This is a genomic window from Lonsdalea populi (assembly GCF_015999465.1).
Taxonomy (GTDB): domain Bacteria; phylum Pseudomonadota; class Gammaproteobacteria; order Enterobacterales; family Enterobacteriaceae; genus Lonsdalea; species Lonsdalea populi.
Map to the genome: position 1 here is coordinate 3,455,563 of NZ_CP065534.1, position 22,582 is coordinate 3,478,144.

Annotated in this window: 19 protein-coding genes; 15 read left to right on the plus strand and 4 right to left on the minus strand. The window is 57.6% G+C overall.

Translation table 11 applies throughout. The features are described from left to right. The first annotated feature begins 224 nt into the window (after window positions 1–224). The 7 genes from nrdD to I6N93_RS15305 all read left to right on the plus strand — a co-directional run bounded on the left by nrdD (window position 225) and on the right by I6N93_RS15305 (window position 10,128). Window positions 225–2,363, plus strand: a complete 2,139-nt coding sequence (gene nrdD / locus I6N93_RS15275) for an anaerobic ribonucleoside-triphosphate reductase (RefSeq protein ID WP_085685708.1) — start codon at window positions 225–227, stop codon at window positions 2,361–2,363. 159 nt (window positions 2,364–2,522) lie between these two features. Then, on the plus strand, window positions 2,523–2,987 hold the full coding sequence (gene nrdG / locus I6N93_RS15280; RefSeq protein WP_085685710.1) for an anaerobic ribonucleoside-triphosphate reductase-activating protein: 465 nt from the start codon (window positions 2,523–2,525) through the stop codon (window positions 2,985–2,987). A 540-nt stretch (window positions 2,988–3,527) separates the two neighbouring features. Continuing rightward, the gene (locus I6N93_RS15285) at window positions 3,528–4,454 is read left to right on the plus strand and encodes an aminoimidazole riboside kinase (protein WP_085685712.1); all 927 of its coding nucleotides are present in this window, start codon (window positions 3,528–3,530) and stop codon (window positions 4,452–4,454) included. A gap of 186 nt (window positions 4,455–4,640) precedes the next feature. Then, complete coding sequence (locus I6N93_RS15290) at window positions 4,641–6,212, plus strand: carbohydrate porin (protein ID WP_085685714.1); 1,572 nt, start codon at window positions 4,641–4,643, stop codon at window positions 6,210–6,212. An 82-nt stretch (window positions 6,213–6,294) separates the two neighbouring features. Next, a complete protein-coding gene (locus tag I6N93_RS15295) occupies window positions 6,295–7,665 on the plus strand; it encodes a sucrose-specific PTS transporter subunit IIBC (RefSeq protein ID WP_085685716.1) in 1,371 nt (456 codons plus the stop codon). Then, entirely contained in the window at window positions 7,665–9,077 is a 1,413-nt protein-coding gene (locus I6N93_RS15300) for a glycoside hydrolase family 32 protein (RefSeq protein ID WP_085685717.1), read from the plus strand. Before I6N93_RS15295 ends, I6N93_RS15300 begins: the two co-directional genes overlap by 1 nt. Window positions 9,078–9,108: 31 nt before the next feature. Next, window positions 9,109–10,128, plus strand: coding sequence for a LacI family DNA-binding transcriptional regulator (locus tag I6N93_RS15305; protein ID WP_085685719.1), 1,020 nt, complete (start codon window positions 9,109–9,111; stop codon window positions 10,126–10,128). A gap of 184 nt (window positions 10,129–10,312) precedes the next feature. Here I6N93_RS15305 and exbD read toward each other — a convergent pair whose 3' ends face one another. Both exbD and exbB read right to left on the minus strand, forming a co-directional pair. Beyond that, window positions 10,313–10,732: a TonB system transport protein ExbD gene (exbD, locus tag I6N93_RS15310; RefSeq protein ID WP_085685721.1), complete on the minus strand. Its 420-nt coding sequence runs from the start codon at window positions 10,730–10,732 to the stop codon at window positions 10,313–10,315. Between the two features lie 2 nt (window positions 10,733–10,734). After that, window positions 10,735–11,691, minus strand: a complete 957-nt coding sequence (gene exbB, locus I6N93_RS15315) for a tol-pal system-associated acyl-CoA thioesterase (RefSeq protein ID WP_085685723.1) — start codon at window positions 11,689–11,691, stop codon at window positions 10,735–10,737. 329 nt (window positions 11,692–12,020) lie between these two features. Here exbB and metC point away from each other — a divergent pair, with 329 nt between their 5' ends. Next, entirely contained in the window at window positions 12,021–13,214 is a 1,194-nt protein-coding gene (metC, locus tag I6N93_RS15320) for a cystathionine beta-lyase (RefSeq protein WP_085685725.1), read from the plus strand. A 190-nt stretch (window positions 13,215–13,404) separates the two neighbouring features. Then, complete coding sequence (locus tag I6N93_RS15325) at window positions 13,405–14,064, plus strand: DedA family protein (RefSeq protein WP_085685727.1); 660 nt, start codon at window positions 13,405–13,407, stop codon at window positions 14,062–14,064. A 45-nt stretch (window positions 14,065–14,109) separates the two neighbouring features. On the opposite strand, the gene I6N93_RS15330 is transcribed toward I6N93_RS15325, so the two are convergent. Beyond that, window positions 14,110–15,024 (minus strand): AraC family transcriptional regulator, encoded by a 915-nt coding sequence (locus I6N93_RS15330; RefSeq protein WP_085685729.1) that lies wholly within the window; start codon window positions 15,022–15,024, stop codon window positions 14,110–14,112. Between the two features lie 205 nt (window positions 15,025–15,229). Between I6N93_RS15330 and I6N93_RS15335 the strand changes: the two genes are divergently transcribed. From I6N93_RS15335 to dkgA, 3 genes are all read left to right on the plus strand, one after another. Then, complete coding sequence (locus I6N93_RS15335) at window positions 15,230–15,970, plus strand: NADPH-dependent oxidoreductase (protein WP_085685730.1); 741 nt, start codon at window positions 15,230–15,232, stop codon at window positions 15,968–15,970. Window positions 15,971–15,973: 3 nt separating this feature from the next. After that, window positions 15,974–17,137: an alcohol dehydrogenase gene (gene yqhD / locus I6N93_RS15340; RefSeq protein ID WP_085685732.1), complete on the plus strand. Its 1,164-nt coding sequence runs from the start codon at window positions 15,974–15,976 to the stop codon at window positions 17,135–17,137. A 201-nt stretch (window positions 17,138–17,338) separates the two neighbouring features. Beyond that, window positions 17,339–18,184: a 2,5-didehydrogluconate reductase DkgA gene (dkgA, locus tag I6N93_RS15345; RefSeq protein WP_085685734.1), complete on the plus strand. Its 846-nt coding sequence runs from the start codon at window positions 17,339–17,341 to the stop codon at window positions 18,182–18,184. A gap of 51 nt (window positions 18,185–18,235) precedes the next feature. On the opposite strand, the gene I6N93_RS15350 is transcribed toward dkgA, so the two are convergent. Continuing rightward, window positions 18,236–18,976: a GntR family transcriptional regulator gene (locus tag I6N93_RS15350; protein WP_085685736.1), complete on the minus strand. Its 741-nt coding sequence runs from the start codon at window positions 18,974–18,976 to the stop codon at window positions 18,236–18,238. 196 nt (window positions 18,977–19,172) lie between these two features. Between I6N93_RS15350 and I6N93_RS15355 the strand changes: the two genes are divergently transcribed. Genes I6N93_RS15355 through I6N93_RS15365 form a run of 3 tightly spaced genes read left to right on the plus strand, consistent with a single transcriptional unit; the run spans window position 19,173 to window position 22,563 of the window. After that, window positions 19,173–20,252 (plus strand): ADP-ribosylglycohydrolase family protein, encoded by a 1,080-nt coding sequence (locus I6N93_RS15355; RefSeq protein ID WP_085685738.1) that lies wholly within the window; start codon window positions 19,173–19,175, stop codon window positions 20,250–20,252. Continuing rightward, entirely contained in the window at window positions 20,198–21,616 is a 1,419-nt protein-coding gene (locus I6N93_RS15360; RefSeq protein ID WP_085685740.1) for a purine-cytosine permease family protein, read from the plus strand. The genes I6N93_RS15355 and I6N93_RS15360 overlap by 55 nt, the downstream gene beginning before the upstream one ends. Beyond that, window positions 21,613–22,563, plus strand: coding sequence for a PfkB family carbohydrate kinase (locus tag I6N93_RS15365; protein WP_085685742.1), 951 nt, complete (start codon window positions 21,613–21,615; stop codon window positions 22,561–22,563). The genes I6N93_RS15360 and I6N93_RS15365 overlap by 4 nt, the downstream gene beginning before the upstream one ends. Window positions 22,564–22,582 lie beyond the last annotated feature (19 nt).

The window sequence follows — 22,582 nt, forward strand, 5'->3', positions numbered from 1 at the left end:
AAATTTCTTTGTTCTGCATCAACCTCAGCCTGAAATTGGAGATAAACCTCCCCATCAAAATCACTATAATCCCGGTGGCGAAATTCAATATATAGTGTCTATACTCAGAATAAGACCCATATATAGCGCTTATCCACAAAACCATCCACAACCCCGTGAAGCCCTTATAGGCCGCAGTTGTGCCTGTGGATAACAACTGCACAGACATTAATGAGGACGCGAACGTGAAACCAGTAGTGATTAAACGGAACGGCTGTCAGGTACCTTTTGATGAAATTCGTATCCGTGAGGCGGTCGAGCGAGCCGCCAGCGCTACGGGCGTTAACGATCTCGATTTTTGCGCCACCGTGGCGGCCGCCGTCACCGAGCAGATGCAAGATCGCTCACGCGTCGAAATCCGAGAAATTCAGGACGCGGTCGAAAACCTGCTGATGTCGAGCAATTATAAGCCTGTCGCGCGCGCCTATATCGAATACCGGCATGACCGCGACGTCTCGCGCGAACGTCAGGGCCGCCTGACGCAGGAAATCCGCGGTTTGGTTGAACAGAGCAACGTTTCCCTGCTTAACGAGAACGCCAACAAAGACAGCAAGGTGATCCCGACGCAACGCGACCTGCTGGCCGGTATCGTCGCTAAACACTACGCCAAACTGCATATCCTGCCGCGTGACGTGGTGCTGGCGCATGAGCGCGGGGAAATCCACTACCACGATCTGGATTATTCGCCGTTCTTCCCGATGTTCAACTGCATGCTGATCGACCTGAACGGCATGCTGACGCGGGGCTTCAAGATGGGCAACGCCGAGATCGAACCGCCTCGCTCCATCTCCACGGCGACCGCGGTCACCGCGCAGATCATCGCCCAGGTCGCCAGCCATATTTACGGCGGCACCACCATCAACCGCATTGACGAAATTCTGGCGCCGTTCGTCACGGCCAGTTACAAGAAGCATCAGGCCGTGGCGGAAGAGTGGAACATTCCTGACGCCGAACGCTATGCGCACAGCCGCACGGAAAAAGAGTGTTATGACGCCTTCCAGTCGCTGGAATATGAAGTCAACACGCTGCACACCGCCAACGGCCAGACGCCGTTCGTGACTTTCGGTTTCGGGCTGGGCACCAGTTGGGAATCTCGCCTGATTCAGGAATCTATCCTGCGCAATCGCATCGCCGGGCTGGGTAAAAATCGCAAGACCGCCGTGTTTCCGAAGCTGGTCTTCGCCGTGCGCGACGGCCTCAACCACAAACCGAGCGATCCAAGCTACGACATCAAACAGCTGGCGCTGGAGTGCGCCAGCAAGCGCATGTACCCGGATATCCTGAACTACGATCAGGTGGTGAAAGTCACCGGTTCGTTCAAGACGCCGATGGGCTGCCGCAGCTTCCTCAACGTCTATGAAGAGAACGGCGAGCAGATCCACGATGGCCGCAACAATCTCGGCGTGATCAGTCTGAACCTGCCGCGCATCGCGTTGGAAGCCAAAGGGGATGAGTCCCGGTTCTGGAAACTGCTCGACCAGCGACTGGCGCTGGCGAAGAAAGCGCTGATGACCCGCGTCGCGCGTCTGGAAAACGTGAAGGCCCGCGTAGCGCCGATCCTCTATATGGAAGGCGCCTGCGGCGTGCGTCTGAAAGCCGACGACAACGTCGCTGAAATCTTTAAAAATGGGCGCGCGTCTATTTCTCTCGGCTATATCGGCGTGCATGAGACCATCAACGCGCTGTTCGGCAATAAGAAGCATGTCTTCGACGACGAACGGCTGCGCGAAAAAGCGGTGGCGATTGTGGTGCATCTGAAAGCCGCGACCGACCGCTGGAAAGAAGAGACCGGCTACGGCTTCAGCCTGTATAGCACGCCGAGCGAAAACCTGTGCGACCGTTTCTGCCGTCTGGATACTGCGGAGTTCGGCGTGGTCCCGGGCGTCACAGACAAAGGCTACTACACCAACAGCTTCCATCTCGACGTCGAGAAGAAAGTGAACCCTTACGAAAAAATCAATTTTGAAGCGCCGTATCCCGCATTGGCGAACGGCGGCTTCATCTGTTACGGCGAATACCCCAACTTACAGCACAATCTGAAAGCGCTGGAAGACGTCTGGGATTACAGCTACAGCCGCGTTCCTTATTACGGCACCAATACGCCGATCGACGAATGCTATGCGTGCGGCTTCACCGGCGAGTTCGCCTGCACCAGCAAAGGCTTTACCTGCCCGAAATGCGGTAACCACGACTCCTCCCGCGTTTCCGTCACCCGCCGTGTCTGCGGCTATCTGGGCAGCCCGGACGCGCGTCCGTTCAACGCGGGCAAGCAGGAAGAGGTGAAACGCAGAATCAAACATCTGGCCAATGGTCAACTGGGTTAATCCTGCGTCCGCAGCGCCTGGCCGATAACGTCTATACGTGCGGTCAGGCGTTGCGCTTCCCTCTGCGCATCGCGTCTTCATACGCAGTCGCCTTGTGGATTCTACCTCTCGCTTATCAAAACAGGCCGTCTCTGGACGCCCCCGGATAGGGACACCGTGATGAATTATCTTCAGTACTACCCCGTGGATGTCGTCAATGGACCCGGCACGCGCTGCACGCTGTTTGTCGCCGGGTGCGAACACCAATGTCCGGGCTGCTATAACAAAATCACCTGGCGGCTCAGCGCCGGTCAGCCGTTTACACAAGCCGAGGAGGATCGGATCATCGCCGATCTGCAAGATGCCGACATCCCGCGTCGGGGAATCACCCTCTCCGGCGGCGATCCGCTGCACCCACAGAACGTGCCGGACATTCTGCGGCTGGTGCAACGCATCCGCCGCGAGTGCGCGGGTAAAGATATCTGGATGTGGACGGGGTATGTGCTGGCGGAGCTGACGCCGGAACAGCGTCAGGTGGTGGATTTCATCAACGTGCTGGTGGACGGGAAATTTGTACAGGATTTGAAAGACCCCTCGCTGATCTGGCGCGGCAGCAGCAATCAGGTCATCCATCACCTGCGCTGAGGATTTATCGCGATTGCACGTCTGCGCCGTCCCGTTGCCACTGCAGACAGGTCCCGAAGCTGAGCCGGTGTCGGTTATTTTACGGATAGTCCCCACAGAGTTAGGCGTGTCGCGTGTCCGCAAGGGTCACCATGTCGAAGGCCGCCCTCTCCACGTCATAAACGTAGAAACCGTTGGCGCACCATAGATTGGCGGCGTTGACGCATCGTCAGTCAAATGACGTATTCACAAGGACAGCGGTGGCGACGCATTGCCGTCTTTATCTCGTGCAGGGTTTTGCGACCGCTTGCTTCCCTATCGGGTGCACTTTCATGAACGCGCCTACCAGCCAACGATTTCATCCATCATATTCACGGCGAGCAACGACTTCATCACATCAGCAATTTTGGCGAAAAGGCCGGTTTCTTTTCACCGATTCACGCCTCATTTAAGGATCATTGTGTGCGGTTGTCGACATTAGCTGCATGAAGGTATTGATTAGCTAAACCGATTCTTCTATTTTAGCGGCCGGTTTATCAATCCCTGTAAAAGAGCATAGTTATGTCACATAAAGTGTGGGTCATGGGCGACGCTGTGGTTGACCTGATTCCAGAAGGCACGGATCGTTATCTGAAATGTCCTGGCGGCGCACCGGCGAACGTCGCCGTGGGTGTGGCCCGTCTCGGCGGTGAGAGCGCATTTATCGGCCGTGTAGGCGAAGACGCCTTCGGTCGCTTCCTGCGCACGGTGCTGATTGAGGAACAGGTGGACACCGGTTTTATGCAGCTGGACCCTAAGCATCGGACATCTACCGTACTGGTAGAGCTGGACGACCAGGGAGAGCGCTCCTTCACCTTCATGGTGCGCCCCAGCGCCGACCTGTTTATTCAGTCTCACGACCTGCCTGATTTCCAGCGCGGGGAATGGCTGCACCTGTGCTCTATCGCTCTTTCTCAGGAACCTTCGCGCAGTACCGCGCTGGAAGCCATGAAGCGCATCCGTGAAGCCCAGGGCTGGGTCAGCTTCGATCCGAACATCCGTGAAGACCTGTGGGAAAGCGAACAGGAACTGCGTGACTGTCTGGATCAGGCGCTGTCTCTGTCCGATGCCGTTAAACTTTCGGAAGACGAATTCGTATTCCTGGGCGGCACGTCCGAGATCGAACAGGGTACGGAAGCGCTGATGTCCCGCTACGGACTGAAACTGCTTCTGGTCACGCAGGGCGGCAACGGCGTGTGGCTGCGAGACAGCAAGAACCTGAAACACTTCGACGCGCCATACGTGACCCCTGTCGACACGACGGGCGCCGGCGACGCCTTTGTCGCGGGTCTGCTGCAAGGTTTGGCGCAGCACGACGATTTGAACAATATCGCCCAATGGATAGACATTGTGGATCAGGCGCAACGCTGCGGCGCGCTCGCGACCACTGCTAAAGGCGCGATGACGGCGCTGCCTTACGCGCACCAGTTAGCCACGCCGCTTTCCTAAAATTTACCTGTTCCCTCGTAACAAAAACGACGCGGGAACAGGTATTTTGTAGCCAGGATCACAGATAAAGAATCGAGTTAGCAAAAACTCTTGCCAACCCCCTCTCTCCCCTTTAATTTCGCTGCGCAACCGGTTTAGCAATTTAGCAAAAATAATATAGCTCAACCTAAAAAGAGAATAAAAACCATGAAACTCAACTACCTCTCTGCAACGATAGGGCTCCTTCTGTGTTCTCATTATGCCGCCGGAGCGGAAACCACCACGCTTGAAGATCGGCTCAATGCGCTGGAACAGCGTGTACAGCAAGCCGAACGCCGCGCTCAACGGGCGGAAGCTCGTGCCGACGCGGCGGAAAAACAGGCGCAAACGCTCGCTACCCGCACGGCTCAGATCGAACAGCAGGCTCATCAGGTCGAACAGCGCACCGCGCAAAACGAGCAGCAAACGCGGCAGGTCGCGGAACGCACCACCGCGCTGGCCGACAAAAGCAGCCTCGCCGATGGCTTTGAATTCCACGGCTATGCGCGATCCGGTCTGGCGATGCACGACTCCGCCACCAGCAGCAACGCGGATATTGGTCCGGGCATGTCGCCTGCCGGCAGCGTAGGCGGCAACATCGGCCGTCTGGGCAATGAAGACGACACCTATCTGGAACTCAAGCTGGAACATAAAACCAAGTTGGATAACGGCGCGACCACCCGTTTCAAGGTGATGATGGCCGACGGACAGCGCAGCTATAACGACTGGACGGCGGACAGCAGCGACCTGAATATCCGCGAAGCCTTCGTGGAACTGGGCTCGTTGCCCACGTTCACCGGCGCGTTCAAGGACACTACGCTATGGGCAGGTAAACGCTTCGACCGGGACAACTTCGATATTCACTGGCTGGATTCCGACGTCATATTCCTGGCCGGCACCGGCGGCGGTATCTACGATGTTCAACCCGTCGACGGTTGGAAAACCAACTTTTCCCTGTACGGCCGAAGCCTGGGCGACAACGAAGCGCTGGATAACGAGATCCAGAACTATATCGTGACCAGCAACAACTTCGTCGGTCCGTTCCAGTTCATGCTGAGTGGACTGAGAGCGAAGAACAACGATCTCACCACCAACACCGGTGGCAACAGCGCCAGCCATATCGTCAACAGCCAGGCTGGCGATACCGGCGTGCACGCCGCCGTGGCATGGCGCGGTGATAACTTCTACGGCCTGCGGGACGGCAGCTCGCTCGTCGCATTGCTGTACGGTCACGGCCTGGGCGCGGAAGTCAAAGGGATCGGCTCCGACGGCAATCTGACGCAAAACGCCGATACCTGGCGTCTGGCGACCTACGGCACCACCGCGATCAACAAAACCTGGAGCTTCGCGCCGTCGCTGATGGCGCAGAGCAGTAAAGATCGTTATGTCTCCGGAGATGACTATCAGTGGGTGACGCTTAACGCCCGCTTTATTCAGGAAATCACCCCCAATTTCGCATTGGCGTATGAAGGTAGCTATCAGTATATGGATCTCGATCCGCAAGGCTATTTAGCGCGCAATCAGGTCAGCGGCGGTTTTTACAAGCTGACCTTTGCACCCACCTTCAAGGTTGGCGATATCGCCAACTTTTTCAGCCGGCCCGAGCTGCGCGTTTTCGCCAGCTACATGGACTGGGATAAACGTCTGGACAACTACTCCAGCGAAGATGCCTTCGGCTCCACCGGCTTTAGCGCCGGCGGCGAATGGACCTTCGGCGTTCAGATGGAAACCTGGTTTTAATTGATTCAGCCTTCACCCGCGGCCTTCCTCGGATTGCCGCGGTTTCCGCTGATGTAGTGTTGTTTGATTGATGAGGAAACTTATGGACATTAAAGCCACTGCGGCTTCTCTTCTCCCCCTGCTGGGCGGAAAAGACAATATTGCCAGCGCGGCCCACTGTGCCACCCGTCTGCGTCTGGTGTTAAAAGATGATAATAAGGCGGACAAAGCCGCTATCGAGAAACTGGAAGGCGTTAAAGGCTGTTTCCAAAACTCAGGGCAAATGCAGATCATTTTCGGCTCCGGTTTGGTCAACAAGGTTCACGCGGAATTCATCAAAGCCGCAGGCGTCCATGAATCCAGCAAAGCGGAGGCCGCGTCGGCCGCCGCCAAAAAGCTGAATCCGTTGCAGCGTCTGGCGCGTCTGCTGTCCAATATCTTCGTTCCCATCATTCCGGCTATCGTCGCCTCCGGCCTGTTGATGGGCCTGCTGGGGATGATAAAAACCTATAACTGGGTGAATCCGGATAGCGCCATTTTCATCCTGCTGGATATCTTCAGCTCCGCCGCTTTCATCATTCTGCCGATCCTGATTGGTTTCACCTCCGCGCGCGAATTCGGCGGCAACCCGTATCTGGGTGCGACGCTCGGGGGGATTCTGACCCACCCCTCGCTGACCAACGCCTGGGGCGTCACCGAAGGGTTCAAGACCATGCACCTGTTCGGCTACGACTTCGCCATGATCGGCTATCAGGGTACCGTGTTCCCGGTACTGCTGGCCGTCTGGTTCATGAGCATGGTGGAAAAACGCCTGCGCAAAATCATCCCTAACGCGCTGGATATCATCCTGACGCCGTTCCTGACCGTCATCATCTCCGGCTTCGTCGCCATGCTGGTGATTGGTCCTGCGGGCCGGATACTGGGCGATGGTATCTCCATGGTACTGAGCACCCTGATCGCGCATGCAGGTTGGTTTGCAGGTCTGCTCTTCGGCGGTCTCTACTCTATTATCGTGATTACCGGGGTGCACCACAGTTTCCACGCCATCGAAGCCGGTCTGCTGGGCAATCCGAATATCGGCGTCAACTTCCTGCTGCCGATCTGGTGTATGGCTAACGTCGCTCAGGGCGGTGCCTGCCTGGCGGTTTACTTCAAAACCAAAGATGCCCGAATTAAAGCGATCGCCATCCCTTCCGGTTTCTCCGCACTGCTGGGGATTACCGAAGCGGCGCTGTTCGGCATCAACCTGCGCTTCGTGAAACCGTTCCTGGCCGCTATCGTCGGCGGTGCGCTGGGCGGCGCCTGGGTCGTGGCGAACCACGTCGGCATGAGCGCCGTGGGCCTGACCGGTATTCCGGGCATGGCGATCGTAAAACCCGACTCATTTATCAGTTATGTGGTCGGCATGCTGATAGCCTTTGGGACAGCCTTCGTGCTTTCACTGCTCCTGAGATACAAAACGGATAGCAAATAATGAGAGAAACCCACTTATTAAAACGTATGGCTCATGCCTTGATGTCGGCTCAATCGCGCCAGTGCTATGACCCTTACCGTCCGCAGTGGCACCTGTCGCCGAATGTCGGCCTGCTGAACGATCCTAACGGATTCATTCAGCATAGAGGGCGTTACCATCTGTTTTATCAGTGGAATCCATTAGCTTGCGCCCACGGTGCCAAATTCTGGGGGCACTGGAGTTCAGCCGATCTGGTCAACTGGCGCCACGAACCCGTGGCGCTGGTACCGGCGGAGAGTTATGAAAGCCACGGCTGCTACTCCGGCTCTGCGGTGGAAGACGACGACGGCGCGCTGACGCTGATTTATACCGGCAACGTAAAGTACGACGACGGAACCCGCACGGCCAACCAGTGTTTGGCGCGGGAAAATGCAGACGGAGGGTTCGACAAGCTCGGCCCCGTTCTGACGCTGCCGGAAGGGTATACCGGCCATGTGCGCGATCCGAAGGTGTGGCGTCATGACGGCAAGTGGTACATGGTGCTCGGCGCTCAGGACAACGATTTGCAGGGCAAGGTGCTTTTGTTCTCCTCCGACGATCTGCATCAGTGGCGGTGTCTGGGTGAAATCGCCGGTTCCCGCCTCGGCGGATTGGGCGATTTCGGCTACATGTGGGAATGCCCGGATCTGTTCCCGTTAGGGCAGCACGACGTGCTGATTTGCAGTCCGCAAGGTCTGGCGGCTGAAGAAGAGCGTTACCTGAATATCTTTCAGGCGGGCTACTTCGTCGGCAAGCTTGATTATGACAAAGCGCAGTTCATTCATGGAGACTTCCAGGAGCTGGATCTGGGCTTTGAGTTCTATGCGCCGCAGACCACGACGAGCCGGGATGGCCGTCGCCTGATGTTCGGCTGGATGGCGGTTCCGGATCAGGATGAGTTCCAGCAGCCCACCATCGAATACGGCTGGGTGCATACCATGACCTGTCCGCGTGAGCTCACGCTTCAGGACGGCATGCTTTATCAGCAGCCCGCCCGGGAGTTGCAGAGCCTGCGCACGCAGAAGCACGCCTGGAAAGGCGTAGCGGATTATGCTCCGGTACTACCTGCGGGCAGCGCGGAACTGATTGTGGATACGCAGGGAGAATTCCAGATCAACTTCGCCAATCTGATGGTGTTGTGCTGGGATGGCGAACGGCTGACGCTGAGTCGTCATAACCTGCATACGGGCGAGCCGGAACATCGTTACTGGCGCGGTGAACTGCACTACCTGCATATCCTGTGCGATAGTTCCAGCGTAGAGATCTTCGTCAACCACGGTGCCGCCGTGATGTCGGCCCGCTATTTCCCACAGCGGGATGCCACCCTCAGTTTCAGCGGTTCAGGGAGGTTAATGCTGCGGCACTGGCTGTTAGCGCCATGCGTGATAGAATAGTTTCCCTTTTTTCTACCATTAAGAACGAGTGGTGAAACAAACTAAGCGCGTAACCATCAGTGATATCGCCAAGCTGGCGGGGGTTTCCAAATCCACCGCCAGTTTGGTTTTAAATGGTCGTAGTAAGGAATTTCGCGTCTCAGACGCCACGCGCGACCGCGTTCTCGCTCTCGCTCAACAGCATCGTTACCTACCCAGTATTCACGCCCGCTCGCTTCGCTCTACCCGCAGCAATACGCTCGGCCTGATCGTCCCGGAAATGACCAACTATGGCTTTGCGTTAATTTCTCACGAGCTGGAAATGCTGTGCCGCGAAGCCGGTCTGCAACTGCTCATCGCCTGTACCGACGAGAATCCCAGCCAGGAAATTTTGGCGGTGAATAGTCTGATTCAACGTCAGGTGGACGGGCTGATTGTCGCCTCCAGCATGCTTAACGACGCCGAATATCAGAAGATCAACCAACAACTGCCTGTCGTACAGTTCGACCGCATGATAGGCGACTCCGACCTGCCGTTGGTCATCACCGAGTCGATAGAACCCACGGCGACGCTGGTGGAAACCGTCGCGCGTCAGCACCGGGGAGAGTTCTATTTTATTGGCGGCCAAGCCCGCATTTCGCCTACCCGCGACCGATTGGCGGGTTTCCAATTAGGGCTGGAACGCGCCGGAATTAGCTGCCATCCAGACTGGATCATTCACGGCAACTATCGACCCAGCTCCGGCTATGAAATGTTCGCCGAGCTGTGCGCGACGCTGGGGCGGCCGCCCAAAACCCTGTTTGTCGCCGCCTGCGGCCTGCTGGAAGGGGTGCTACGCTACCTGAATCAGCACAACCTGATGAACAGCGAGATCCGACTGTGCAGCTTCGACGACCACTATCTGTTCGACTGTCTGCCGTTGCGAATCGACACGGTCGCGCAAGATTGCGAAACGCTGGCAAGCAGAAGCTTCGATATGATTACCGCGCTGATCGACAGCCGTGTGCTGCCCGAAAAACGCGTTTACGTGCCCAGCCGCATCCACTGGCGGCATCCTGACTCACGCGGTTAAGCCGACTCCTCGGCCTATTTCCCGGCGGTGCGGCCTTTCGCCGCATCTCTGGCGAAAACATCGCGCCTGCGGCTGAAGGGCCAACCTCGTCGGCGAAAAAGGGCGATAGGCCACAGGCGAGGTTTATAGAAACGAAAAAGCGCGGCAAAAGCCGCGCTTAAAGTACAGGATGTTGCGTGAGTCATTAACGAGACACTTTTTCCATCCCCATCAACCCCACTTTGAGATACCCGGCGGAGCGGAGCGCGTCCATCACCTGCATCATGGTCTCATAGTCCACGCTTTTATCCGCCTGGAAGTAGATGGTGTTCTCTTTATTGCCGTTGGTTTTCGCATTCAGCGTCTGCGCCAGCGTATCCTGCGTGACCGGATCTTCACCCAGATACAGCTGTTTGTCGGCTTTAATCGTCAGATAGATCGGCTTTTCACGCGGCTGAGGCGCAGCGGAAGAGGCAGGCAGGTTCACGCGAACATCGACCGTCGCCAGCGGCGCCGCCACCATAAAGATAATCAGCAGCACCAGCATGACATCGATAAACGGCGTGACGTTGATGTCATGCATTTCGCCGTTTTCGTTCTGTCCGTCGTTCAGATGCATCGCCATGCTCAGCCCGCCCGCAGTTTCTGCGTCGAAGAAGACGCCGCGTTGCTTTCGCTGGCGGCAATATCCAAATCGCGGCTTTGGAGCAGCAGCACCTGCGCCGCCACATCGCCGACCAGCGCCTTGTAGCTGGTCGTGGAGCGGGCGAACACGTTGTAGATCACCACCGCCGGAATCGCCGCAATCAGACCGATAGCCGTCGCCAGCAACGCTTCGGCGATACCGGGCGCGACAACGGCCAGATTGGTCGTTTGCGTGTGGGCGATGCCGATGAAGCTGTTCATGATGCCCCAAACCGTACCAAACAGACCGATAAACGGCGCGATGGCGCCGACGGTCGCAAGGTATCCGGTCCCACGCGACATGTGGCGTCCGTTGGCGGCGACACGCCGCTCAAAGCGGAACGCGGTGCGCTCTTTGATGCCTTGATTATCGTCGGAACGGGCCGACAGTAAGATTTCGTCCTGCGCATCGGCGACGAACTGTTGCGCGACGCTGCCCATTTTGCAAAGACGCGCCATTTCCGCAGCTTCGTCCAGTGAGCGTAAGTTGCTCAGCGCGTCATGCTCGCGACGCAGACGGCGCTTGGCGCCGATCAACTCGGCGCTTTTGCCGAAGAAGATGGCCCAGGTCAGCACCGACGCCAGGATCAAGCCGATCATTACGATCTTGACCACAACGTCCGCATGTTGATACATCCCCAGCACGGATAAATCCATCTGCATCAAATTGCCCGGCGCGGCCGCGTCGGGACCCGGCGGCGGCGCGAGCGGTGATGCCGCCGCCGGGTCACCGCCGTTCGTGGAGAGAGGTAAAGATGAAGGCGCGGCAAACGCATAGCCGCTAAAGCCCGCCACCAGCAATAACGCCAGCAGGCTCCGGTACACTGCGCCAACGGCGCCGCCGATCGTCCGCCGGGCTGATGAAACCTGCTGCTTTCCTTTAATGTCAGCCGTATTCACGCTGTTCCTCCGCCAATCATTCAGTGCTGTTCATGGGTCAACTATTTTGGCCAAAATGATACCAAAGCCAAAATTAATTGATAGCTATTCTCATTATTATTGCGCATATATCTCCGTGGCAGCCGGCCCTTATAGCCGGAACTCCGCCTTTCCCTACAGCACAATTCCCTTTGACTGCCCTGACTGGCAGCAAGAGTGTGCTTTTTAGCCTTCCGCCCGACACACTCGGTGTCAGCCATGATAACGTAAAGAGAAAGGTGTTAAAGAGTTAAAACCGCCGCGCTCCTCAATGACAGGAGCCATCAAGGCCGATGAGCAACAGGTGAAGCATGACGAGTAAAAAAACCGCCACAGCACTGGTATCCGCCGGGAGACAGAAGAAATTTACCCAAGGTTCGGTTAATCCCGTGATTCAGCGAGCCTCCTCGCTGGTCTTCGACAGCGTGCAAGACAAGAAACAGGCGACCATCAATCGCGCCAACGGCGCGCTGTTCTACGGCCGCCGAGGGACGCTGACGCACTTCTCTCTTCAGGAAGCCATGGCTGAGCTGGAAAACGGCGCGGGCTGCGCGTTATATCCCTGCGGCGCAGCGGCTGTCGCCAACGCCATCCTGTCATTTGTCTCCGCGGGCGACCATCTGCTGGTGACCGGCTCCGCCTACGAGCCAACACAGGACTTTTGTAACAAAGTGCTGGGCAGGATGGACATCAGCACCACCTATTTCGACCCGCTGGTCGGCGGCGACATCGCCAAGTTGATCCAGCCGGAAACCAAAGTGGTATTTCTGGAATCCCCAGGCTCCATCACGATGGAAGTGCAGGACGTACCCGCCATTGTCACCGCCGTGCGCCGCGTCAACCCGGAGATCGTCATCATCATGGACAACACCTGGGCGGCGGGCATCCTGTTTAAGGCGTTGGATGCCGGGGTGGATATCTCCGTGCAGTCCGGCACCAAGTACATCGTCGGGCATTCCGACGCCATGCTTGGCACCGCGGTCTCCAATGCGCGCTGCTGGGACAGACTGCGCGAGCAGTCTTATCTGATGGGACAGATGGCGGACGCCGACAGCGCCTATATCGCTAGCCGCGGCCTGCGTACGCTGGGGGTCCGTCTGAAGCAGCATCAGGAAAGCAGTTTGCGCATCGCGCGCTGGCTGGCGGAACGTCCGGAAGTCGATGTCGTCAATCACCCTGCGCTGCCGGAATGTAAAGGCCACGCGACCTTCGCGCGCGACTTCAGCGGCTGCAACGGGCTTTTTTCGTTTGTTTTAAAACAAAAACTCACGCCAGCCCAGTTGGCCAGCTATCTTGATAACTTCAACCACTTCAGCATGGCCTATTCTTGGGGCGGTTTCGAATCGCTGATTCTGGCTAATCAGCCGGATGAGCTAGCCAAAATCCGACCGGCCGGCGGCGTTGATTTCAACGGAACGTTGATTCGGTTACATATCGGACTGGAAGATTGCGACGATCTGATCGAGGATCTCGCCGACGGGTTCAGAAGAATTCAGGAATCGTAAAGGTTTCTGTCGCGCTACATCCCCTGATTTCGCTGCGGTTGAATGGGGGAAACGTGTATTATGGTCGTTGTACGGCAGTTATAACGACAAACCCACGTTTTTCACCCTAATTACGTACCCGAACCGCGGCACGGAGCAGCAATACGTTGTTCACCTCAGGGGATTCCAGCAAAACCAGACAGGACGCAAAATGAGTGTTGTTCACGAAATAATTCAGGCGCTATGGCAGCAGGATTTCAGCGCACTGGCCGATCCTCACGTGATTTGGGTGGTCTACGGCATTCTCTTCGTTACCTTGTTTCTTGAGAATGGCCTGTTGCCGGCGTCTTTCCTACCCGGAGACAGCTTGCTGCTGCTGACGGGCGCCATGATCGCCAAAGGCGTGATGAGTTTCATCCCAACCATGGTGCTGCTGACCATTGCGGCCAGCCTGGGCTGCTGGCTCAGTTATCTGCAAGGGCGATGGCTGGGCCATACCCGACTGGTCAAAACCTGGCTGGGACAACTGCCGGTGCATTATCACCAGCGCGCTTATTCGCTGTTTCATCGGCACGGACTGGTGGCGCTGTTAATCGGCCGTTTTCTGGCGTTTGTTCGCACGCTGCTTCCGACCATCGCCGGGATTTCCGGGCTGAGCAATACTCGTTTTCAGGTTTTCAACTGGCTAAGCGGCCTGCTGTGGGTCTGCGGCATTGTCTCGCTGGGCTACGCCATCAGCCATATTCCGCTGGTGAAACGCTACGAAGACCAGGTGATGACCGGGCTGTGCTTGCTGCCGGTCGTGCTGCTGGTCAGCAGTTTAGTCGGTATCGCCGTCATACTTTGGCGTAAAAAACGCGTCAGCGTCTGACGCCACCTTCCGCCGCCGGGCTGAACGCCTGTGCGGCGACGCAAGTTAGTTACCTTCCACCAACGTGCTGCCCGACCGTAACCGAATCACCTCGTCGCCCGGCGTCGTGCCGAAATAGCGTTTAAACTCCCGGCTAAACTGCGACGGGCTTTCATAACCTACCTGCAGCGCCGCCGCGCTGGCTTTCAGCCCATCATGCAACATCATTAGCCGCGCCTTGTGTAAGCGGTAAGACTTCAGATATTGCAGCGGCGAGGTATTCGTCACCGCCTTGAAATTATGATGGAAGGCCGACACGCTCATATTCACGTCCGCCGCCAACTGCTCTACGTTCAGGCTGTCCGCATAGTCGTGTTCGATACGCCGTAGCGCACGCGCGATCTGGCTAAAGTGGGTATGCCGGTTGACCACCGCCTGCAGCGCCGCCCCGCCGACGCCGCAGAGCACATGATAGATGACCTCCCGGACAATCCCCGGCCCCAGCACTCTGGCGTCTCTGGGCGTCGCCATCGCCTCCAGCAACCGCTCCGCTGCACACAACATCTTGTCGCACAACGGTACGCTGCATACGCCGGTGGTATCGGAGCGCGGACGATCCGGGCACTCATCGTCGCCGAGATCCATTAGCAGATCCTGCAACATCGCGCTTTCCATGCGAATCGAGAGGCCGATCAGCGGATGCTCCGTCGTGGCGAATGTTTCGCACTCAAACGGCAACGGCACCGTCATCAGCAGATAGTTTTCCGGATCATAGCGAAAGGTCTTTTCGCCCATATATCCGACCTTATGACCCTGAAACATGATGACGATACTGGGGTCATACATCACCGGCCGACGCACACAGTGCTCTTCGGCGTAGATAACCCTGACCTGCGGGATCGGCGTGACGGTGACACAGCCCTGCCCCACGTATTGCCTGGCCATGTTCGCCAGCCGCTGGCGATGCGTTTCGCTTTGCATATCTTCACCTTTTGCAGATTATGGCAATAAAATGACATAAATCCGGCCTTCAATCATCAATTCCTGCACTCGTTTGCAGAAATAGGCAATAACGAAACAGAAATGTGCATTGTACCCGCGCCGGCAGATCCCGAGAATGAATAACAGACAACGCCGTCGGACAATCCGGCGAAGAGAAGATAATCAACACTAAAAGGGGTGGAGAATGAACGAGACAATTAAGTTATTAAAGAGCCATCGTAGCGAACGCAGCTATCTGGACAAAACAATCCCCGAAGACATCCTTTCCGCGATCATCGACGCCGCCTACCTCTCCCCCACCTCCGTGAATTCACAGCAGGTTTCCGTTATCGTCACTCGCGATCCGGCGCGACGCGCCCGCATCGCCGAACTGGCTGGCGGACAAACCTGGATAGCCCAGGCCCCGGTCTTCCTGACGCTGGTGCTGGACATGCATAAAAGCGAGCGCGCCATTGCTCTGGCGGGCTTCGAGCAGCATGCCCATGAAAGCGTGGAGAGCATCGTCTCCGGCAGTACCGATGTGGGCATCGCCCTTGGCAGTCTGATCGCCGCCGCCCATTCCTATGGGCTGGGCATCGTGCCCATCGGCGGCGTCCGCCGCAATCCCCAGGCGATGATCGAACTGCTCGAGTTGCCGGAGCACACCTTCCCACTGGTAGGACTGGTAATTGGCTACGTCGACCAGCCTGCGCACCAAAAACCGCGGCTCCCCATCAGCACCTTCCGTCACGAAGAAGTATATCGGGACGACACGTTGAACGACGCCATCAAGCAATACGACGAAACGCTGACAAAGCACTGGGGAAAGATCGGCCGCACCGACGGCGCCGCCTGGGGCGCCAACACCGCAGACTATTATCAGCATATTTACTTCCCCGAAGTCCTGCCCGCCCTGCTTCAGCAAGGCTTCAAACTGGATAAGTAATCTATGAACAATTTTACCCTGCATACCCCGACAAAAATTTTGTTCGGAGAGGGACAGATCGCCAACATTGCCGCCGAAATTCCTGAAGACGCGCGTATTCTGATCGTCTACGGCGGCGGCAGCATCAAACGCAACGGCGTGCTCGGTCAGGTCCACGACGCATTGGCGGGCCGCACCATCACCGAGTTTTCCGGCGTTGAACCCAACCCGACTTACGAAACGCTGATGAAGGCCGTCGATGTGGTTCACCAGGAACACATCGACTTCCTGCTCGCCGTGGGCGGCGGTTCGGTCGCGGACGGCACCAAATTCATTGCCGCGGCGGCGAACTACACGGCGTCGGAAGATCCGTGGCATATCCTGCAGACTCACGGACGAGACGTCGCCCAAACGCTGCCTATCGGCGTGGTGCTGACGCTGCCGGCGACCGGCTCCGAGTCCAACAGCGGCGCGGTGATCACGCGGAAAGCCAGCGGCGATAAGCAGGCGTTTCATACGCCATTGGTTCGCCCGCAGTTTGCCGTGCTGGACCCGGTCGTCACCTATACTTTGCCTGAACGCCAGATTGCCAACGGCGTCGTCGATGCCTTTGTACATACGCTGGAGCAATATCTAACCTATCCGGTCGACGCGAAAGTGCAGGATCGCTTCGCGGAAGGGCTGCTGCTGACGCTCATTGAAGAAGGTCCGCGGGCGCTGAAAGAACCGGATAACTATGCCGTGCGCGCCAATGTTATGTGGAGCGCAACCTTGGCGTTGAACGGACTGATCGGGGCGGGCGTGCCGCAAGACTGGTCTACTCATATGCTGGGCCATGAGCTGACCGCCATGCACGGTCTGGATCATGCGCAGACATTGGCAGTCGTTCTGCCAGCTATGCTGCGCGACCGTAAAGCGCAGAAACGGCATAAACTGCTACAGTACGCTGAACGGGTATGGAACCTCCGTGACGGCGGCGAAGAGCAACGGATTGACGGCGCCATTGAAGCCACCCGCGAGTTTTTCGAACGTATGGGCGTCCCCACTCGGATGTCGGACTATCAGTTGGACGGCAGCAGCATCCCGGCGCTGGTGGAAAAACTTAAGGAGCACGGCATGACGGCGCTGGGCGAACACAAGGACATTACGCTTTCCGACAGTCAACGCGTCTATGAGGCCGCTCGCTAGGGCAACGCGCACCCCTTCAGCTTTCAGCTACACTGCTGTTTAGCGCTGCGGATCGGGAGAGCATCCCCCTGCGGCGACGAGCACTCCGGCGGTTTCTCACCTCGCGGAAACCGCCGGTATTCGCTTTACGACAAGCCGGAAAGCGAATCTGCAGTCTGCATCGACCGCGCTTTGTGGTCGGGCCGGAACAAGGAGAATGCTATGACGACACAACCCATCATTAAACTGAGTGACGGCAAAACCCTCCCGCAGTTGGGGCTGGGCGTATGGCAAGCCAGCCATGAAGAAACGATCGTTGCGGTGAATGAAGCGCTGAACACGGGTTATAAGGCCATAGATACCGCGGCCATCTACCAAAATGAGGCCGCCGTGGGCGAAGCGTTACAGTCCGTGGGGCTGCCGCGCAATGAGCTGTATATCACCACCAAACTCTGGAACAGCGACCAAGGCCGCCCGGCACAGGCGCTGACGGAGAGCCTGCGCAAGCTAAAGCTGGACTATGTCGACCTCTACCTGATCCACTGGCCCTGGCCGCCTAAAGGCAGCGCCGAGGATACCTATATCGAGGCCTGGCGGGGCTTGATCCGACTGCAGGAACAGGGGCTGACCAAAAGCATCGGCGTCAGCAACTTCCATCCGCACCATCTTCAGCGTCTTAAAGAAGCCACTGGCGTGATGCCGGTCATCAACCAGATAGAACTGCATCCGCTGCTGCAACAGCGCTCGCTGCATGCCTGGAATACCACGCACCACATTCAGACAGAGTCCTGGAGCCCGTTGGCGCAGGGCGGTAAAGGCGTGTTTGATACGCCCATTATCCGGGATTTGGCGAAAAAATACGGCAAGACGCCAGCGCAGATTGTGATCCGCTGGCACCTTGATAACGGATTAGTGGTGATCCCGAAATCGGTGACACCGGCACGCATCCGCGAGAACTTTGATGTATTGGATTTTAAACTGGAGCAAGAGGAATTAAGTCAGATAGCCACGCTGGACAGCGGCAAGCGTCTGGGGCCCGATCCGGATCAGCCTCCCGCTGAGGCGTAATACCGTCCCGTCGCAGCGCCGGCCAGCCCGGTGCTGCCCCCCGCGAGGACGTTAGTCAGACACTTCAAATTCGTAGACATCGCTACGGCAATAAATTTCGCAGTATTCCAATAATTCGCCCTTGGCGTCGAAGGTGTGCTGACGGCTAAACAGCAGCGGCATGCCGTTTGGCACTTTTAGCAGTTTCGAAATTTCCCGCGTGGCGCTAACGGCACGAAGACGATAACGCCGATTTTCTGGAAAGATTTGCCGCTCGCGCCAATAGCCGTACAGAGAATGTTCAATCTCTTCCGGTTTCGGTAACCACCGCTGTGGGATCCATACCGTCTCGAGCGACGCAGGCTCATCATTCAGCAGCCTGACGCGACGAAGTTTGGTTAACACGGTGCTTGCCGGAAGATGCATCGTCAGCGCCAATGTCGGGGTGATGGCGACGTCGGTGATACGTTCCAACCAATTGTTGCTGGCTACGCCGCCCCGCTCGTGAACCAGCGCGGAGAAACCCGGTTCATCGCTGGTCAGCGCATAGCCGATCTGGAGAACGATGCGCGTGCCGACGCCCTGCTGGCGGAGAATCAACCCTTTATGCTCAAGCAGCGCCAGAGAACGGGAAACGGTGACGCGGGATAGTCCCAACAGTTGCACAAGCTGGCGCTCCGGCGGCAAAAAATGCCCGCTGAGATCACGCCGTTGCTGAATGGCGAGTTCGAGCGCTTCCGCCAGTTGCATGTAGCGCGGAGCGGATGACGGCTTGTCCAGCAAGGACCGTAATTGAATAAAAAATTTTTCCATAGTTGCCTTGTGGTTAGGGTCTTAAATGAGGCAATTTTTTATCAAATCCCCACCGACGGATACTCATAATATGCAGGGTAATAGACTTAGGATTTACATTGGCATCATAAAGGCTTTAAATTGGACTTGCAATTAACGCACGCTTTTTATACATTAGCCACGGTATTAGGAAACTAAGCCAACACCAGGGGTCTTCATGACCGAAATAAAATATCCCCACGACGCCATCCTCGGTTGTCTCTATGGGCAAGCGGCGGGTGACGCGATGGGGATGCCATCAGAACTTTGGCCTCAGGAACGGGTCCGCCAGCACTTTGGCTGGATCGATCGCTTTCTGCCGGGACCAGACTCCAACATTGCCGCCTGCGGTTTTATCGCAGGAGAATTCACCGACGACACCCAACAGGCTATCGCGCTGATCAACGCCGTGATTGAAGCCAAAGGCGCCATCGAACCGGAACGCATCGCCAGACATATTCTGGCGTGGGCGACGCGCATCAACGCATTCGAAAAAAACGTGCTCGGCCCCAGCTCCAAGGCGGCGTTGAACGCCATTCGTTCCGGCACGCCCGTGCATGAAATCAACGCCAATGGCGTGACTAATGGCGCCGCCATGCGCGTCGCGCCGATGGGCTGCCTGATGTCCACTGCCGACAAGGCCGCGTTTATCCACGCGGTGCGTCTGTCCTGTAGCCCGACGCATCAGTCCGATATCGCCGTTGCCGGCGCGGTCGTGATTGCCTGGGCCGTCAGCCGTGCCGTTGACGGCGCGGAGTGGAAGACGATCAAGAATGAACTGCCGCGGTTGGCGGAGGAAGTCCAACTGCAGCGCATCACCACCTTCAGTCCAAAGCTGAGCCGCCGCATCGAACAGGCATTCAGCCTGGCCGCCACGCTACGTCATGTTCCGGACGCCCTGGCGCTCTCGGAGCTTTACGATACGCTGGGCGCAGGCATGGATACGCTGGAATCCGTGCCGATGGCGCTGGCGCTGGTCGAACTGGCTGTCACCCATCCTCAACGCTGCGCTATATTAGCTGCCAATCTTGGCGGCGATACGGATACAATCGGCGCTATGGCTACCGCGATTTGCGGTGCGCTTCAAGGCATCAATGCCTTTCCCGCAGCATGGGTTTCCATCATCAATCAGGCCAATCAGATTGACTTCACTCCTCATGCTGCAAAAATTTATGCATTCAGAATAAAGAGGAGCACATTGGAATGGATGGAACGCAACGAGGTGATACACAACCTTCATCCAAAGGTTGGAAGGTAGAAGAAACCGGCATTGATCTGGTGCCCGAAGCCGAACGCACGGGCACCCCGCTACAGCTTTTCTGGACCTGGTGCGCCGCCAACATCGGCATCCTCGGCATCGTTTACGGCGCCATCATCGTCTCCTTCGGACTCTCCTTCATTCAATCCGTCCTGGCCGCCGTCGTCGGCGTCGCGAGTTTCTCTCTCGTCGGCTATACCTCCTTTGCCGGACAAACCGGCCGCACCTCGACCCTAACGCTCTCCCGCGTCATCTTTGGTCTACGCGGCAACATCGCCCCCACCGCGTTTAGCTGGTTCAACCTGATCGGCTGGGAAGCCGTCAACGTCATTACCGGCACCATGACGCTGGCCGCGCTGTTTGAAGCCGTCGGTTTCAGCGCCAGCCACACGCTGACCGCTATCTGTCTGGTGCTGTTCGCCGGCCTGACCATCATCGTCAGCCTGCTCGGACAAAACGTGCTTTTCGCGATGCAGAATGGGTTCAGTAAAATTTTCGGCACCATGACGCTGATTGTAGTCATCTACATTCTGTTCAATACGCCGTGGCAGCAGGTGCTGGCGATGCCGTCCGGCAGTTGGCTGACCGGCTTCCTGCCGGCGGTTTCCGTCATCGCCGCAGGCACCGGGATCGGCTGGGCCATCGCGGGGGCGGACTACAGCCGCTATCAACATCCGTCCACGCCGCGCCGCAGCATTTTCTCCGCCGTGGTCGGCGGCGCCTGCCTGCCGCTGGTCCTGCTGATGCTGGCGGGCATATTGCTCTCTTCCCAACTGAAGGATCTTGCCAGTTCTGCCAATCCCATCGCGCTGATCGGCACCGTGCTTCCGTCGTGGATGTCCGTTCCCTATCTGTTGACCGCCACCGCGGGCGTCGTCACCATCGCGGTACTGAGCCTCTATTCAGCCAGCCTTAACCTGCTGACCATCGGCATTAAAGTCCGCCAGTCGGTGGCGGTGACCATCGACGCCATTCTGATGCTGGGCGTAGCGATTTACGTCCTGTTCGTTTCCGGCGATTTTCTCACGCCATTTATTTCATTCCTGATCTTTTGCGGCGTGTTCCTCGGCTCATGGGCGGCGATGTTCATCCTCGACTATCTGAGCCTGCGGCAGCATCGCGGCTATTCCGCCGCGTCGCTCTTCGGCCTGAACGGAGAAAACCGCGGCTTACGCTGGATCCCGCTGGGCTGCTGGCTCTTAGGATCGGTCTGCGGCCTGCTGGTCACCAAAACCGGATTTATCGACGGTCCGCTGGCGGTCGGGATTTTCGCCAATTCCAGCCTGGGCATTTTCCTTTCCTTTGGCATCAGCCTGGCGACGTACGGTCTGTATTTGCTGTGTAAACCCAAGGAGAAATCATGAAGAAGGACTTTCATGCCACCACGCCTGTGGTGGTGATCGGCGCTGCTGTCGGCGACAACGTCATGGCCGTGAAGCGGCTGCCGAAGAGCGGAGAAGATATTGAAGCGAAAGATCTGGGCTACCAGATCGGCGGCTGCGCATTCAACGTCGCCCGCGCCCTCCGTCAACTTCAGGTGCCGGTCATCAACGGAATGACCGTAGGCAACGGACCGTGGAGTCAACGCGTCGCGGCGGAGATGGCCGCGCTGGGGTTGGACGTGCGGCTCCGCAGCGATGATCAGGATAACGGCTGGTGCCTCGCGCTGGCCGAAGAGAACGGAGAACGCACGTTTATATCGGTTTCAGGCTGCGAGTCGCAGTGGTCGAAGGAGAAGCTGGCTCAGTTGGTCATTCCGGAAGACGCGCTGATCTATACCAGCGGCTACGAGCTGAGCGGTGAAAACGGCGCGCTGCTGCGCGACTGGCTGCTGGCCCAACCTCAGCGCAAGCTCGTGGATCTGGGGCCGCGTATCGCAGACGTTCCCCCCGCCTTTATCCAGGCGTTGGACAATACAAATACTCTGCTGACGCTGAACCGGGATGAAACCCGCTTCCTGTGCGGCGACGGCGATCCTATCGCGCTGTCCGCAGAGTACGCCGCCCGCCATCATCTCACGCTGATTTGCCGGTTGGATAAGGACGGCGCCTGGCTGTGCGTACCGGGAGAGTCCCCTCGCCACGCGCCGATCTATCCGGTGGAGGTGGTCGATACCATCGGTGCCGGTGATGCGCACAGCGGCGGGCTGCTGGCCGCACTGTCGGCGCACTGGCCGCTGGCCGACGCGGTGGATCTGGCGAATCGCATCGCCGCCTGCGTGGTATCACGGCCCGGCGCGAACGGCGCGCCGGACTGGCAGGAGCTGCAACGGCGTTTCGCCACAGCCCCCAGCGCAGAGCCGCATCACTAACCTCATCGGGCGAACGCGC